Below are 15630 nucleotides of genomic sequence, written 5' to 3'. Positions count from 1 at the left end.
AGGACGACGAATATGGTCAAGAAAACAAGCGGACGCGGCCAACGAGAGCTGTTTGTCAAAGTAAAGACTGCGCGGGGGCGCAAAAGTAGCTCTACCCGGTGGTTGCAGCGGCAATTGAACGATCCCTACGTGCAACGCGCCCAGGCTGAGGGGTTTAGGGGGCGTGCAGCGTTCAAGATTATGGAGCTGGACGACAAGTACCGGTTTCTAGTGCCCGGCGCACGTGTCGTCGATCTGGGTTGCGCACCGGGCGGCTGGTGCCAGGTGGCCGTACCACGCGTAAATGCGTTGGGGGAGAAGAGCGGAAAGGCCATCGGAACTATTCTGGGGGTCGATCTGCAAGAGGTTGAACCTCTTCCGGGGGCAGAGTTTCATCAACTGGATTTCATGGAAGATGATGCCGATCTAAAGGTGAAAGAGTGGCTGGGTGGCAAGGCCGATGTGGTGATGTCTGACATGGCGGCATCGTCATCGGGGCATAAGCAAACCGATCACCTGCGGATCATTTCACTATGCGAGGCTGCGGCCTATTTTGCCTTTGACGTGCTGGAGGAGGGTGGCACCTTTGTCGCCAAGGTTCTGGCCGGTGGGGCAGAGGGGGATCTGCAAAAACTCTTGAAGCAGAAGTTTAACAAGGTCGCGAATGTCAAACCGCCCTCCAGCCGATCAGACAGTTCAGAGAAATTCGTCGTCGCTATGGGGTATCGGGCGACGTGAAGCAGCACCCGATCATCGCGTTGTGGTCGCATCCCCGATCGATGTCGACGGCTATGGAACGGGTTATGCGCGAACGGGGTGATTTACGCTGTGCGCATGAACCGTTCATGTATGACTATTATGTGCATCGCAAAGTCCGAACCATGCCGCATTTTGATGTGCGCCCGGATCATCCGTTGCGCTATTCAGAGATCCGCGATCAATTGTCGGGATGGGCCTCAACCGGGCCGGTATTTTTCAAGGATATGAGCTATTATGTGATGCCGCATATCCTGGAGGATCGGGCCTTTTGCAGTCGCGTCACACATTGTTTTTTAGTGCGCGATCCGGTCGCGTCGATTCTGTCATATTTCAAGCTCGATCCGCAGGTGACATCAGAAGAAGTTGGGTTAGAGGCGCAGTGGAACCATTACGCGGGCCTAATGAGCCAAGGGATCGCACCGATCGTTTTGTGCGCGGAAGATATACGCAATGATGTCAAAAGGGTCATTGGCGGGCTGTGGCGAAAAATTAGTTTACCTCATGTCGATCAAGCATTTGACTGGCAAACTCCGAAACCAAAGGACTGGCAACAGGTTAGCGGCTGGCATGAGGATGTCAGCAGTTCGCAGGGCATTCGCCCGATGAATGAGGTGGAGAACATCAAAAAACGGAGTGAGTTTGAGGAGATGGCGCAAGATCATCCGAACATGCATCGCTACTTGGACCACCACATGCCGTACTATGAAAGACTGATTGCGGCGCAGGCAGATTAGCGGCCCAAATCCTTCATTCCGCGTTCGATCCCCTCTAACGTCATTGGGACCATCCGGTCAGCAAAGATTTCGCGGATCATGGCGATGGACTGGGTGTATTGCCAGTGATGTTCGGGCGTCGGGTTGATCCACAGGTGGTCTGGCCATTGATCGATCGCGCGTCGCAGCCAGACTTCGCCCGCCTCGTCATTCCAATGCTCATTCGCCCCGCCGCGAAAGGCGATTTCGTAGGGCGACATGGAGGCATCGCCCACAAAGATGCATTTATAATCCGGGCCGTAGGTGTGCAGGACGTCCCATGTTGGCGTGACCTCGTTCCAGCGGCGACGGTTATCGCGCCAGACGCCTTCGTACAGGCAATTGTGGAAATAGTAATATTCCAGATGTTTGAATTCAGCCCGGGCGGCACTGAACAGTTCTTCGACTACCTTGATGTGCGGATCCATAGAACCGCCAACATCCAGAAACAGAACGACCTTGACCGCATTGTGACGTTCGGGTCGGGTTTTTACATCCAGATAGCCCTGTTCGGCGGTGGCGCGGATCGTATTGTCAAGATCCAGTTCCTCATTCGCGCCGTCGCGGGCCCAGTTGCGCAGGCGTTTCAGGGCGACCTTGATGTTGCGGGTGCCCAGTTCAACGCTGTCATCCAGATTTCGAAACTCGCGTTTGTCCCAGACCTTGACCGCACGCTGATGGCGGCTTTCGTTTTGACCGATGCGCACGCCTTCGGGATTGTAGCCATAAGCCCCAAAGGGGGAGGTGCCCGCGGTTCCGATCCATTTGTTGCCGCCTTGGTGGCGTCCTTTTTGTTCCTGCAGGCGCTCCTTCAACGTTTCCATCAGCTTGTCAAAGCCGCCCAAAGCCTGAATTTCTGCCTTTTCTTCAGGCGTCAGGTGCTTTTCTGCCATTTTTTCCAGCCAGTCGCGCGGCAGATCAATGGCATTCAGAACGTCATCGACAGAGATACTCTCTATCCCGCGAAAGGCCTGGGAAAACGCCCGATCGAACTTGTCTAGGTTGCGTTCGTCCTTGACCATGGTGGCGCGGGCGAGAAAGTAGAACGCCTCGACATCATAAATCACTAACCCGCTTTTCAGACCTTCAAGAAAACTTAGAAATTCTCTGAGGCTGACGGGAACGCGTTCTGCGCGTAACGTATCGAAGAACGACAGGAACATCAGAGATTGCGTTCAACAATAATCGTCACAAAAAGCCCGACAAGGGCAAAAATCAGGGCGTGCACAGCCGCATATTGCAGCATATCCAGACGGTTACCTTTGCGCTTTCGCGCCCGCCAAGACCCAAAGGCAGCCCCGATAGCGGCACAGATCAGAACGATCATTTGTTATCCTCCTGCCGGGCATGGTTGCGTGGTGCATGTCGCGCGGCGTGCAATATTTGCAATCTCTTTTTCGTGGTCACGTACGTCCCGGTCAGAACCAATCCCGTAGCGCGCCCATCCCAGCGCCTCTTGGCGAACTGTGTTCGCGCGGTCAAGCTGTCCAATTGCCCTTAGCGCCTCTGCCTTGGCGAAAAGCACGGTGGATAACAGCGCCGCGTTTTCTGAATCCTGGATCAGATCTAGATGGGCGTCGATCAGGATCAGCGCCTGTTCCGGGGAGCCGGCGGCAAGGGCAAATATCGCCAAATTGGTCGCGACATGGGCGGCTTGCAGGCGGGTTTCGGGACGTGAGCCAAACAACTGATAAGCGGCGAGGAAGTTTTCAAACGACTCCTGCGGTTCATCTGCGGCCAGCAGGCGACCCTTGATCAAAAGGGCAAATCCCAGACGTCCGTCGTTCCAACCCTGTGCTTGCCGGATGGCCCGATCAATAGCACGCCGCCGGGTCGCGCCCGGAGTTTTGGGTGACAGGGCCTGCGCCATGGTTGATCGCCAAACTTGCGACGATTCTGATGTGCCTCTGTAGGGAATACGCTCCCCACGAGGATTGATCTGCGCCAGAATTATCGGGATCACAGAGGCGACCTGCGCCTTGGTCATGCCGCTGCGCAGCCGGGGCGAATAATACGCCCGCAACATCAACATATCTGCGCCTGTCAGAACCGTATGAAAGTTGTCATCGTTAAAGATGCTGTCGGGCAGGCGGAACAGATCGTTCAAGGGGCCAAGGCTTTGCGCGATCTCCTCATGAAGGCAATCGCGGATATCTTGCGGTGATACATCCCCGGGCATGAATATCGCAACGCGTTCGCGTCGCTGTAATGCTCGCCAGTCGGTTTTGCGGCTGCGTCTGTTTGAAAGGTATTCCTGCCAGTCGGACATGTTTGGAACGACGAAACAGGCGACATTGGGCACTGCGCGGCTAAGCTGCGCCCGCGTGATCAGGTGAACGGTAATGGATGCGGGTTGATCGGTTGGAACTTGGGTGACGTTGATGCCGGCCTCTGCGCGCAACCGGTATAGCAAATCATCAAGATCGCGCTGGAGTGTTGGGGGATTTAACCCCTTTACCCGCAGGGTGATGGGCCCTTCGAACCGTGTGAGATAGGGCAGCGAGGTGCCATTTTCCATCGTGAAGCTCAGATCTATGAAATCACGCACCAGGTCGCGGTTCGATCTGATGGGCTGTTGCGGGGCGTGGGATGCAAACACCCGCATTGGCGGAAGGTCGGGAAGATCGGCCATATCAGGAACGGCTCGATCGACCCGTGCGTCGTTCGAACAGGCGGCCAGAACCACAACCGAAACTATTCGGCATATATCTCTGAAAACGCCTGTCATTCGTTATCTTTGCCCTCTGGCCATAAAGGCCAATCGTTCAAACAGATGAACGTCTTGTTCGTTCTTCAGCAATGCGCCATGCAGACGGGGCAAGGCGTTGGTGGCATCGCCCTTCAAGTCCTCGGCGCTGAGCTCTTCTGCCAGCAACAGTTTTAGCCAATCCAGCACTTCAGAGGTTGAGGGCTTTTTCTTTAACCCAGCTTGATTGCGGATATCGTAGAACTTGGTCAACGCGGCAGTCAGCAAATCCTGTTTGATCCCGGGGTGGTGGACCTCGACAACTTGCTTGAGCGTGTCAATGTCGGGAAACCTAATATAGTGGAAAAAGCAACGCCGCAGAAAGGCGTCTGGCAGTTCCTTTTCATTATTTGACGTGATGATTACCACGGGGCGCCGGCGTGCCCGGATGGTTTCACCGGTTTCGTAAACGTGAAATTCCATCCGGTCGAGTTCCTGTAGCAGGTCGTTCGGAAACTCGATATCGGCCTTGTCGACTTCATCGATCAACAGAACGCTGCGTTCACCTGCCTCAAAGGCCTGCCACAGCTTACCCTTGCGAATGTAGTTTTTGACATCATGAACACGTTCATCCCCCAGCTGACTGTCGCGCAGGCGACTGACGGCGTCATATTCATATAATCCTTGCTGTGCGCGGGTTGTGGATTTGATGTGCCATTCAATCAACGGCATGTTCAGGCTTTCGGCCACCTGAATCGCCAGTTCGGTTTTGCCTGTGCCGGGCTCCCCTTTAACCAGCAGGGGACGTTCAAGTGTAATGGCTGCGTTGACTGCAACGGATAAATCATCTGTTGCAATATAACGACCTGTTCCGGAAAAATTCATGTACTGCCCGTAAGTTATGCGTGAAATCGACTCGCGGACATTATAGCGCCATAATTTTCACATCAATAGTTAGAGATCGCTAGTGACAATCCTTTGGGATTCGATTAGAGCAGCCGCAGAATGTTAAGGGTATCGGATGTCTCGATCAGATCAAATTGCGTCATCCGAGGATTTGAAGGGAGATGGTATGAAAGCTGAAGTTTTCTTACCGGAGGATTATCGCCCGGCGGAAGATGAACCGTTCATGAATGAACGCCAAACAGAGTATTTCCGTCGGAAACTGTTAAACTGGAGAAACGAATTGTTGGCGGGAACCCGCGATACAATCGAAGGGCTCCAAGACAATACCAGAAATATTCCAGACGTGGCTGACCGTGCCTCTGAGGAAACCGACCGCGCGATTGAGCTGCGCACCCGGGATCGTCAACGCAAATTGGTTGCCAAGATTGATTCCGCATTGCGCAGAATCGAAGAGGGCGAATATGGGTTTTGCCAGGAAACCGGTGAACCAATTTCGTTGAAACGGCTGGACGCTCGACCGATTGCCACACTGAGCTTGGAAGCTCAGGAACGGCATGAGCGTCGGGAAAAAGTACACCGCAACGATTGATGCGGATGTAACGGATTAAAATTCGGGGCGCTCCTGCTTTTGGGGCGCCTTTTTTGTTTCTGTTGGGGGGCAAATGAACCTGCAGGATAAGCAGATTGTCGTGATTGGGGCTGGCATTGGCGGGCTGGCTGCAGCGCTTGCCTTTGCGCGCCACGGGGCGCGGGTGACCGTGTTAGAGCAGGCAGAGGCAATAACAGAGGTTGGCGCCGGTATTCAGATCAGCCCGAATGGCGGGGTCGTGTTGTCGGCATTGGGATCAGCAAGGGGACTGGATGCTATATCGACCCTAGCGCAGGCAGCCGAACTTTGTGATTTTCATGCGGGCAAATCTGTTTTGCGTCTGCCTTTGGGGCAAGATCAGACGCTCCAACCCTATCGGTTTGTGCACCGGGCGGACCTGATCAATGTGTTGGCGGCGGCGGTGAAGGACGCGGGCGTCACTGTTAAGACATCATGCTGTATCTCTGACATCTCGTTATCTGACGAAGGCAGTGCATCGATTTCTATCCCAGGGGAAGGGGATGTTCGCCCCGATTTTTTGGTCGGTGCGGACGGAATACATTCGAATTTGCGAAAAAGTCTGAACGGTGAAGAAACGCCATTTTTCACACAACATGCCGCGTGGCGATGTCTTGTACCGCTGAACCGGGAGGTGCCAAAAACGGCAACTGTCTATATGGGGCCGGGACGACATGTGGTGACTTACCCACTAAGGCAGGGTCGCATCATGAATGTGGTGGCTGTCGAAGAACGTCAGGAGTGGGTTCAGGAAAGCTGGCAACAACAGGGTGACCCCGCAAAGCTAAGAGCGGCATTTGCAGATTTCTGCCCTGATGTTCAGAACCTTCTGCGCAAGGTTGAAGAGGTGCATCTATGGGGCTTGTTTCGCCACCGCGTGGCGCCGATTTGGACCCGGGGCGCCTGTGCGATCCTTGGGGATGCGGCGCATCCGACGCTGCCTTTTATGGCGCAAGGCGCGACAATGGCGTTAGAGGATGCTTGGGCTTTATCATCATGTCTTTGCAATTTTGACAGTATGGCAGAGGCGTTGAAGACGTATCAGGCCATTCGCAAAGCCCGCACGGAATTGGTCGTGGAAGCGGCCAACAAAAACGCACGAAACTATCATTTGAAATCCGCGCCTGTGCGTCTGGTGGCCCATAGTGCGTTGCGAGGGATAGGATCAATCGCGCCATCCATGATGCTGCGAAAATTTGATTGGATATACCGCTATGACGTGACGCGCGATCCGGCGTTCATGCCGCAAGATTGACCCATAAGGGCACGTGATCAGAGGGTTTTTCACGACCGCGGATTTCGGCGTCAATCCCGCAATCGGTCATCAGGTCAGCACATTGCGGCGTCATCAACACGTGATCGATGCGGATACCATCATTGCGGTTCCAGGCACCGGCCTGATAATCCCAGAATGTAAATTGCTCTGGTGCATGATTGCGGGCGCGGAAAGCCTCTGTAAAACCCAGGTTCAGAATTTCCCGCCATGCTGTGCGAGAGTCCATCCGGTAGAGCGCATCCTCTTCCCATGCTTCGGGGCGTTTGGCGTCCTCTGGTTGTGGGATAATATTGTAATCACCAGCCATTAGCACCGGTTCTTCAAGTCTCAATAGCTCTTCTGCCCGTGATTTCAGGCGCTTCATCCACGACAGTTTGTAATCGTATTTAGGCCCCGGGGTCGGGTTTCCGTTTGGCAGGTAAAGCCCGCACACACGCACCGATACATCGCCCATGACGGTCGCCTCGATCCAACGGGCCTGTTCGTCGCTGTTATCACCGGGCAGGCCTCTGGTGACGTCTTCCAGGGGAAATTTAGACAGGATGGCGACGCCGTTGAAACTTTTCTGGCCATGGGTTTCGACGTTGTAACCGCGATCCTCGAACAGCTCGCGCGGAAAGTTTTCGTCTATTGATTTGATTTCCTGCAACAGGGCCACATCCGGCTGTGCCTCGTCCAACCAATCGCACAAGGCGTTTACGCGGGCTTTGATTCCATTGATGTTGAATGTCGCGATTTTCATGTGTGTCTCCTGTTAAAATAACAAGTGGCACGGCAGGGGCGTTATCGCAAGGTCGTGAATCTGTTGGAGGAACCGTCGAGGAAAGTATTTTTGATCTTTCCCTCAATTATTGGTAGAGTGCCGCAAAAGAGCAGTTAAACAATCTGAGTACAGGCAATGCCCACGACCTATACGGATCAGGCAGTCACTAATGTTTATGATGACACGGTGTTTCCAAAGACACTGATCGTTGAGCAAATCGTGTTCAACGACATAAATGATGACGGCTCCTTGTCTGCACAGGACGGCGACACGATAAACGACAGTCCTATCGTTTCTGTCCACAATGGGCAAAGATTGGTCATTGACGGTGTTGTTATTCGGGGCACGGTCTTCATAACCGAGGACGGAAGCGTATATTTCACCCCAAATGATGGCAGCACCTTGTCTAATGGTGATGTGGCAACGGCGGGTCATATCCACACGAAAAGCCAAAGTAAGGCCAACTTTGATGTCAACAAGCTGGGACCGCCCTGTTTTTGTGCGGGTACGCGTATTCGTACCGCCAAGGGCGAGGTCGTGGTCGAAGAGATCGAGGTGGGCGATCTGGTCTATACAGCGGATAACGGTCTGCAACCTGTTCGTTGGGCCGGGAAATCCACCATCGGGGGGCTTGGAAAGTTTGCACCCATTCGGATCAGCGCTGGCACCTTGGGAAATGAGCGTGATCTTTGGGTGTCGCCGCAGCACCGGATATTGTTGAATGGGTGGCAGGTGCAGTTGTCATTGGGGGAAGAGCAGGCCCTGTGCCCGGCAAAATCCTTGTTAAACGACACAACTATCACCCGCGTCCCGGTTGAAACCGTCGATTATTACCACATCATGTTTGATGATCATCAGATCATCTTTTCCGAAGGGATCGGAACGGAAAGCTTCTTTATGGGGGATTATTTCTGTTGCGATGGCAGCCGGGTAAAGAGTGAGCTGCAAAGATTATACCCCAATCTGGAGGTTGAACCCTTTAAACACACGCTGGCGCGCGGTGCTTTGAAGTCTTTTGAGGCGAAAGCCATGGATGTGTAGCAATCAGTGCTACATTGAAAAGCTGGTCCCGCAGCCACAGGAACTGGTGGCGTTTGGATTTTCGATCGTGAAACGCGCGCCGATCAATTCTTCGGAAAAATCAATCACAGCGTTGGATAGGAAGGGCAGGGATATGCTGTCGACGACAACTTTCTGGCCCAATTTTTCCAATATCAAATCATCCTCTGCCGGATCATCCAGGCGAATTTCGTATTGAAACCCTGAACACCCGCCGCCCTCAACCGCGACGCGCAAAGCTTTGGCGGTATCGGCACCGTCATTAATTTCTGCAAGCCGTTCATAGGCCCGATCCGTGACTTTTGGTGGAAGCGACAATTCCATTTCGAAACCCTTCGCGCGTTTCAATTCCATAGCAGCCGATATATAGGGGTCTTGGGACAAGACAACAACAGGCAGATCAATGCAGCAAACTTATGCCGCAGACCCCGGAAACAGCCGGGGGCGGCTGTATGAAGAACCCGACAGCACGTTCAGATCTTGTTTTCAACGGGATCGGGATCGGATCATTCATGCCTCTGCCTTTCGCCGGTTAAAGCATAAAACCCAGGTTTTTATTGAACATGAGGGGGATTATTTCCGCACCCGTCTGACCCATTCCATCGAGGTGGCGCAGGTCGCGCGGACTTTGGCGGGGGAGTTGGGGTTGACTGCCGAACTGACAGAAGCCGTCGCGCTGGCCCATGATCTGGGGCACACGCCCTTTGGCCATACAGGCGAGGAAGCACTTGATAGGTTGATGGCGCCTTTCGGTGGGTTTGATCACAACGCGCAGGCCTTGCGGATTGTGACGTCGCTGGAACGGCATTACGCCGAATGGGACGGATTGAACTTAACCTGGGAAACCCTTGAAGGTATTGCTAAACATAATGGCCCTGTCACAGGTGTGCAGCCATATGCGTTGGCAGATTACAACGCGTTACATGATCTGGAACTGGACACATATGCCAGTGCAGAGGCGCAAATTGCCGCGATTTCAGACGACATTGCCTATAACAATCATGATTTGCATGACGGGCTGAGGGCCGAACTGTTTTCGACGGATGAGCTGGCAGAACTGCCGCTGCTGGACGTCTGTTTTGCGTCGGTAGACCGTCGGTATCCGGATTTGAATTACTATCGCCGTCGGCATGAAGCCCTGCGCCGGTTTTTCGGGCTGTTGGTCGAAGATGTGATTGCTGTCAGCAAAAGAAACTTCGCCGATTTGGCACCTGACACCGCGATGGATATCAGAAATGCAGGGCGGCCGATAGTTCAGTTTTCGGACGAGGTGTTCGAAAAGCTCAAAGTGGTCCGGGAATTTCTGTTTCGCCGGATGTACCGCGCCCCGAAAGTGATAGAAATGCGCAAATGGGTCACGCAGGTCGTGGATGACCTGTTCCCGCTATACTTGTCGCAACCTGAACTGCTGCCCAAACAGTGGCGCAAGGATGTGGCAGAAGTTGCCGATGAAACGGCGTTGGCCCGGATCGTGGCGGATTACATCGCCGGGATGACAGATCGCTTTGCCATTCAACAACACTCGCGCCTGTTTATGGGGCGCGAAGAAGCGCCCGATGGTATGACAGACGTTGACCTCGCCCCCACCCGTGCTAAACCGCGCGCAATCAAAGATGAGCACTGAAATGAACCTGTTTACCGATATTCGCGATTTGGTGATTGATTGTCTGTCTGCCATGGTGGCCGATGGACAACTGCCGGATGGTCTGAGCTTTGACAATGTGGCGGTTGAACCACCGCGCGATGCCGCCCATGGCGACATGGCAACAAATGCGGCCATGGTATTGGCCAAGTCTGCCGGAAAAAAGCCGCGTGATATTGCAGAACAGTTGGTGGAACGTCTGGTCGCCGATGCGCGTGTTCAGGTGGCAGAGGTCGCCGGACCTGGTTTCATCAATCTGCGTTTGAGCGACGGGGAATGGCAGCAGATCATCGGCGCCGTCTTGGCGGCAGGCCCGAATTTTGGCCGGGCAAGCGTCGGTGCAGGGCGTCGGGTGAATGTGGAATATGTATCGGCCAACCCGACCGGCCCACTGCATGTTGGTCATACGCGCGGTGCGGTGTTTGGCGATGCGTTGGCGAGCCTTCTGGATTTTGCCGGTTATGACGTCACCCGTGAGTATTACATCAATGATGGTGGGGCGCAGGTCGATGTTTTGGCGCGCTCTGTCTATCTGCGGTATCTGGAGGCCCACGGTCAGGATGTGGCGTTTGAGGATGGCACCTATCCCGGTGAGTATCTGATCGACGTCGGTCAGGCGCTAAAGGACGAAGTTGGCGATGAATACATCGATCAGCCAGAATCCGTGTGGCTGGAAAAGGTCAGAAACTATGCCACCGATGCGATGATGGAACTGATCCGTGCGGATCTGAAAGCCTTGGGTGTGGAGATGAATTCATTCTTCTCAGAAAAGGCGCTTTATGGCACTGGCCGGATAGAGGCGGCGCTGGAGTCGCTAGACAGCAAGGGCCTGATCTATGAGGGCGTTCTGGAGCCGCCGAAAGGAAAGGTGCCGGAAGATTGGGAACCGCGGGAACAGACGCTTTTCAAATCGACCGAACATGGCGATGATGTCGACCGTCCGGTCAAGAAATCCGATGGCGGCTGGACCTATTTTGCCCCGGATATCGCCTATCATTTTGACAAGGTTGAACGCGGCTTTGACGAACTGATCGACGTGTTTGGCGCCGATCACGGTGGCTATGTCAAACGGATGAAAGCGGCGGTATCTGCCCTGTCTGATAGTAAGGTTCCACTGGATATCAAGCTGACGCAATTGGTGAAGCTTTATAAAAACGGCCAGCCGTTCAAAATGTCGAAACGGGCAGGGACATTTGTCACCCTGCGCGATGTTGTGGATCAGGTCGGGCCTGATGTGGCCCGGTTCGTGATGCTGACCCGCAAAAACGATGCACCGCTGGATTTCGATTTTGACAAGGTGCTGGAACAGTCCAAAGACAACCCGGTGTTTTACGTTCAATACGCCCATGCCCGGGTGTGTTCGGTACTGCGCAAGGCGGTTGAGGCGGGTGTTGATGTCTCTGACACCACGTTGCAGGCGGCGGATCTGTCCTTGCTGGATCATGACGCGGAACTGTCCCTGATCCGCAAGCTCGCCGAATGGCCGCGATTGCTGGAAATCGCCGCACGCACGCATGAACCGCATCGCGTTGCGTTTTATCTGTATGATCTGGCATCGGATTTCCACGGTCTTTACCATCTTGGCCGCAGTGATGATCGCCTGCGCGCCCTGCAAGATGGCGATGCGGCCACGTCACAAGCAAAAATTGCCCTAATCCGTGCCGTTGCCGTTGTTATTTCTGCTGGTCTTGGTATCCTTGGTGTGACGCCGGTCGAAGAGATGCGCTGATTAAGGCGCGCCAACCGGTCGAAATGAGGCAGGCAAGACAACCGATCCGATAAACCGGACGGGCAGTGAGGCAGGTATGGCGGATATCGAATTTGATGAATTTCATGGCGCATCCCCTGATCGGGGCGGCAGCGTTCCGGTATTGAATTGGGCCGGGGCGGCCTTGTCGGTCGGATTGATCGCGGGGCTGGCCATCTGGGGCTACAAACTGACGGTGCGCGATGTGGCCGGGGTGCCGGTGGTGCGCGCGATCGAAGGACCAATGCGTATTCAACCCGATGATCCCGGTGGTCAGTTGGCCCTGCATCAGGGGTTGGCGGTGAATCAGGTGCAGGCCGCAGGTGCCGCAGAACCCGCCGCCGAACGCCTGATCCTGGCGCCAGAACCGATTGCGCTGTTTGACACTGATGAACCGGTTGCGGATGTGGTGGCAACGCCGCAACCCGCACCGCAAATAGTGGAAGAGGCCGCGCCAGCAGTTTCACCAAACTCCGCGTTGGCTGCGGTGACAGAGAGTGAAAGCGATATTGACGCCCTTGTCCAACAAGTTGTGCTGAACGTTTCGCAATCAACAACGGTGGAGGCCACAGATCGCAGGGCTGACCCGCAAATCGTACCAGCCTCTGTTCCGGGTGTGGCAGTGTCCTTGCGCCCAACCCCGCGTCCAGCCGCGGAATTGCTGCAGCAGGCAAACAGACAGGTCGCATCGCTGGACCCGCAACATATCGCAGAGATTGATGCCGCCAACATTGCCGTGGGCACGCGGCTCGTTCAATTGGGCGCATTTGATTCAGCAGAGATTGCACGGTCGGAATGGGAACGTCTGCAAACAAGTTTTTCTGAATACTTCGCGGATAAAACCCGTGTTGTTCAGCGTGCCGAAAGCGGTGGCCGGGTGTTTTATCGCTTGCGCGCCGTTGGATTTACCGACCTGTCGGATGCACGCCGCTTCTGTTCGGTCCTGTTGGCGAAAGAGGCCGCCTGTATTCCTGTCGTCGTGCGTTGATGACCGGGACGGGGCGGACGATATTCGGGTGTTCCGGTCTTGAACTGACAACAGACGAATCCGTTTTTTTCCAGAATGCCCGCCCGTGGGGATTTATCCTGTTCGCCCGCAATATCGACACGCCGGAACAGGTGGTGCGGCTGACCTCTGATCTGCGGGACGCTGTGGGCTATGACGCGCCCCTCCTGATTGATCAGGAGGGGGGGCGTGTGGCACGCATGCGGGCGCCCCATTGGCGGGAATGGCTGCCGCCATTGGATCAGGTGGCGCGCATGGGCGATAAGGCTGGGCGGAGCATGTATTTGCGCTATCGCATTATCGCGGATGAGTTGCGCAAGGTTGGCATCGATTGCAACTGTGCCCCATGCGCCGATTTGGCCACCGCAGAAACACATCCAATTCTTCGCAACCGCTGCTACGCCGAAGACCCGCAAACTGTTGTCAGCATTGCGCGCGAGGTTGCGCAGGGGCTGTTGGATGGGGGTGTTTTGCCGGTTGTGAAACATATGCCCGGCCATGGTCGCGCAACATTGGACAGCCATCAGGAACTGCCCCGGGTGGATGTGGCGGAAAATACCCTGTGGGACACAGATTTTGCCTGTTTTTCAGGGGTCAAAGATCTGCCATTGGGGATGTCCGCACATATCGTGTTTGAGGGGCTGGGGGAAACCGGACCTGCAACGACCTCCGCCCGTATGGTCGACCTGATCCGTGATGAGATCGGATTTGGTGGGGTGTTGATGACAGATGACCTGTCCATGCAAGCCCTGTCAGGGACTGTGCGGGACCGAACGCGTAATGCGCTGGACGCTGGGATTGACATCATTCTTCACTGCAATGGAGAGCTGTCCCAGATGGAAGACGTCGCCGATGAGGCGGGGCATCTGGATGGTGCTGCGTTGCACAGAGCAGATAAGGCGCTGACCCATCGCAAATCACCCGATACCGTTGACATCGACGCGCTGGAAGCGGAGTTTCAGGCATTGATGCGGGATAGTGTGAATGGCTAAAGTCGAAGACCTGTTCAAAGAAGACGATGAAACGGCCAAAGCCCGGGTCGCTGCCCGGGTTGCGTCTGAATCGCTAATCGTTGACGTGGACGGGTTTGAGGGCCCACTAGACCTGCTGCTGATGCTGTCACGCACGCAAAAGGTCGACCTGCGTAAAATCTCTATTCTGGAACTGGCCCGGCAATATCTTTCCTTTGTTGAAAAGGCCAAGGCGCTGCGGATTGAACTCGCCGCGGATTATCTGGTTATGGCCGCTTGGCTTGCTTTTTTGAAATCTCGGCTTCTGCTACCGCCCGATCCGAGTGAAGAGGGACCCTCTGGAGAAGAACTGGCTGCCCATCTGGCGTTTCAATTGGAACGCCTGCAAGCGATGCGCGATTCTGCAGCAAAGCTGATGGCCCGCGATCAGTTGGGGCGTGATTTCTTTGCCCGTGGCGTTCCCGAAAATGTCACCTTGCGGCGCAAAATTACATATAAGGCAACGTTGCTGGATCTGATGCAGGGCTACGCCCGTATCCGCACCAGAGACGAGTTTCGCCCATTCTCCATGGATCGAGACTCGGTTTACACCATGGAACAGGCGCTGGAACGGATGCGTGGCTTAATCGGTTATGCAGGTCAGTGGACGGAACTGACCAGCTATATGCCCGAAGGGTGGGAAGTGGACCCGCAACGACGGCGCTCTGCCACCGCGTCGAATTTCGCGGCCTCATTGCAACTCGTCAAAGAGGGTCACATCGAAATCCGGCAGTCAGAGATTTTTGCGCCGATTCAGTTGAAACAGAAAGCATCTGATGATGGATGAAGACACAGTCGTAAAAGAAAGCCTGTTTGAGGCGCCGCCCATGGCCGAACAAGAGCGTATGGTCGAGGCGATCCTGTTTGCCAGTTCAGAACCTGTGACAATCAGGGAGTTGGAAAGCAGGCTGCCACATGGCTGTGACGCATCGGAGGCATTGGTTCATCTGCGCAAACGGTATGAGGGGCGCGGCGTCACGCTGATGAAGGTGGGTGATGCCTGGGCGATGCGTACGGCCCCCGATCTGGGGTTTCTGATGCAAAAGGAAACCGTGGAAACCCGCAAACTGTCGCGTGCCGCGATCGAAACCTTGGCCATCATCGCCTATCACCAGCCGGTGACTCGGGCCGAGATCGAGGAAATCAGGGGGGTCAGTGTCAGCCGTGGTACGATCGATCAGTTGCTGGAAATGGAATGGATCAGATTTGGTCGTCGCCGGATGACACCGGGCCGCCCGGTGACATTTGTTGTGACACAGGAGTTTCTGGATCACTTCGGATTGGAAAGCGCGCGTGACTTGCCGGGCCTTAAGGAATTGCGTTCCGCTGGCTTGCTGGACAGCCGCCCGCCACCCGGATTGATGCCTGGACCAGAGGACGAGGATGCAGAGGGCGAACCAGACCCATTAGGGCAAAGCGAAATGTTTGAGGAATAGGA

Annotated in this window: 17 protein-coding genes; 11 read left to right on the top strand and 6 right to left on the bottom strand. The window is 54.9% G+C overall.

Annotation, left to right across the window (positions count from 1 at the left end; genetic code table 11):
- Nucleotides 1-12 precede the first annotated feature (12 nt).
- Together AC2D8P_RS01770 and AC2D8P_RS01765 are read left to right on the top strand one after the other, a co-directional pair.
- Nucleotides 13-717, top strand: coding sequence for an RlmE family RNA methyltransferase (locus AC2D8P_RS01770; protein ID WP_484699912.1), 705 nt, complete (start codon nucleotides 13-15; stop codon nucleotides 715-717).
- Complete coding sequence (locus AC2D8P_RS01765) at nucleotides 714-1472, top strand: sulfotransferase-like domain-containing protein (RefSeq protein ID WP_484699910.1); 759 nt, start codon at nucleotides 714-716, stop codon at nucleotides 1470-1472. Before AC2D8P_RS01770 ends, AC2D8P_RS01765 begins: the two co-directional genes overlap by 4 nt.
- On the opposite strand, the gene AC2D8P_RS01760 is transcribed toward AC2D8P_RS01765, so the two are convergent.
- Genes AC2D8P_RS01760 through AC2D8P_RS01745 form a run of 4 tightly spaced genes read right to left on the bottom strand, consistent with a single transcriptional unit; the run spans nucleotide 1469 to nucleotide 5061 of the window.
- On the bottom strand, nucleotides 1469-2653 hold the full coding sequence (locus AC2D8P_RS01760; RefSeq protein WP_484699908.1) for a vWA domain-containing protein: 1185 nt from the start codon (nucleotides 2651-2653) through the stop codon (nucleotides 1469-1471). The two genes, AC2D8P_RS01765 and AC2D8P_RS01760, sit on opposite strands and share 4 nt — an antisense overlap.
- Nucleotides 2653-2817 (bottom strand): hypothetical protein, encoded by a 165-nt coding sequence (locus tag AC2D8P_RS01755; protein WP_484699906.1) that lies wholly within the window; start codon nucleotides 2815-2817, stop codon nucleotides 2653-2655. The genes AC2D8P_RS01760 and AC2D8P_RS01755 overlap by 1 nt, the downstream gene beginning before the upstream one ends.
- 3 nt (nucleotides 2818-2820) lie before the next feature.
- Nucleotides 2821-4218 carry a DUF2927 domain-containing protein gene (locus AC2D8P_RS01750; RefSeq protein ID WP_484699904.1) on the bottom strand — a complete coding sequence of 466 codons (1398 nt, stop codon included), beginning with the start codon at nucleotides 4216-4218 and terminating at the stop codon, nucleotides 2821-2823.
- Between the two features lie 3 nt (nucleotides 4219-4221).
- Nucleotides 4222-5061, bottom strand: coding sequence for an AAA family ATPase (locus AC2D8P_RS01745; RefSeq protein WP_484699902.1), 840 nt, complete (start codon nucleotides 5059-5061; stop codon nucleotides 4222-4224).
- A 187-nt stretch (nucleotides 5062-5248) separates the two neighbouring features.
- On the opposite strand from AC2D8P_RS01745, the gene dksA reads away from it, so the two are divergent.
- Both dksA and AC2D8P_RS01735 read left to right on the top strand, forming a co-directional pair.
- Entirely contained in the window at nucleotides 5249-5671 is a 423-nt protein-coding gene (gene dksA, locus AC2D8P_RS01740) for an RNA polymerase-binding protein DksA (protein ID WP_484699900.1), read from the top strand.
- A 73-nt stretch (nucleotides 5672-5744) separates the two neighbouring features.
- On the top strand, nucleotides 5745-6944 hold the full coding sequence (locus tag AC2D8P_RS01735) for an FAD-dependent monooxygenase (RefSeq protein WP_484699899.1): 1200 nt from the start codon (nucleotides 5745-5747) through the stop codon (nucleotides 6942-6944).
- On the opposite strand, the gene xth is transcribed toward AC2D8P_RS01735, so the two are convergent.
- On the bottom strand, nucleotides 6928-7707 hold the full coding sequence (gene xth / locus AC2D8P_RS01730) for an exodeoxyribonuclease III (protein WP_484699897.1): 780 nt from the start codon (nucleotides 7705-7707) through the stop codon (nucleotides 6928-6930). The genes AC2D8P_RS01735 and xth overlap by 17 nt on opposite strands.
- Nucleotides 7708-7863: 156 nt before the next feature.
- On the opposite strand from xth, the gene AC2D8P_RS01725 reads away from it, so the two are divergent.
- The gene (locus AC2D8P_RS01725) at nucleotides 7864-8769 is read left to right on the top strand and encodes a Hint domain-containing protein (protein WP_484699896.1); all 906 of its coding nucleotides are present in this window, start codon (nucleotides 7864-7866) and stop codon (nucleotides 8767-8769) included.
- 9 nt (nucleotides 8770-8778) lie between these two features.
- Here the strand turns inward: AC2D8P_RS01725 and AC2D8P_RS01720 are convergent, their stop codons facing one another.
- Nucleotides 8779-9105, bottom strand: a complete 327-nt coding sequence (locus AC2D8P_RS01720) for a HesB/IscA family protein (protein ID WP_484700580.1) — start codon at nucleotides 9103-9105, stop codon at nucleotides 8779-8781.
- 85 nt (nucleotides 9106-9190) lie between these two features.
- Between AC2D8P_RS01720 and AC2D8P_RS01715 the strand changes: the two genes are divergently transcribed.
- The 6 genes from AC2D8P_RS01715 (at nucleotide 9191) to scpB (ending at nucleotide 15628) form a co-directional block, all read left to right on the top strand.
- Nucleotides 9191-10411, top strand: a complete 1221-nt coding sequence (locus AC2D8P_RS01715) for a deoxyguanosinetriphosphate triphosphohydrolase (protein WP_484699895.1) — start codon at nucleotides 9191-9193, stop codon at nucleotides 10409-10411.
- 1 nt (nucleotide 10412) lies between these two features.
- On the top strand, nucleotides 10413-12158 hold the full coding sequence (gene argS, locus AC2D8P_RS01710) for an arginine--tRNA ligase (RefSeq protein WP_484699893.1): 1746 nt from the start codon (nucleotides 10413-10415) through the stop codon (nucleotides 12156-12158).
- Nucleotides 12159-12234: 76 nt separating this feature from the next.
- The gene (locus AC2D8P_RS01705) at nucleotides 12235-13164 is read left to right on the top strand and encodes an SPOR domain-containing protein (RefSeq protein ID WP_484699891.1); all 930 of its coding nucleotides are present in this window, start codon (nucleotides 12235-12237) and stop codon (nucleotides 13162-13164) included.
- Entirely contained in the window at nucleotides 13164-14174 is a 1011-nt protein-coding gene (locus tag AC2D8P_RS01700) for a glycoside hydrolase family 3 N-terminal domain-containing protein (RefSeq protein ID WP_484699889.1), read from the top strand. Before AC2D8P_RS01705 ends, AC2D8P_RS01700 begins: the two co-directional genes overlap by 1 nt.
- Nucleotides 14167-14979, top strand: coding sequence for a segregation and condensation protein A (locus AC2D8P_RS01695; protein ID WP_484699888.1), 813 nt, complete (start codon nucleotides 14167-14169; stop codon nucleotides 14977-14979). The genes AC2D8P_RS01700 and AC2D8P_RS01695 overlap by 8 nt, the downstream gene beginning before the upstream one ends.
- On the top strand, nucleotides 14969-15628 hold the full coding sequence (scpB, locus tag AC2D8P_RS01690) for an SMC-Scp complex subunit ScpB (protein ID WP_484699887.1): 660 nt from the start codon (nucleotides 14969-14971) through the stop codon (nucleotides 15626-15628). Before AC2D8P_RS01695 ends, scpB begins: the two co-directional genes overlap by 11 nt.
- Nucleotides 15629-15630 lie beyond the last annotated feature (2 nt).

This window comes from Roseovarius sp. YIN77, from assembly GCF_057219155.1.
The sequence above is the reverse complement of the archived record's forward strand: the minus strand, read 5'-3'. Positions and strand labels throughout refer to the sequence as shown.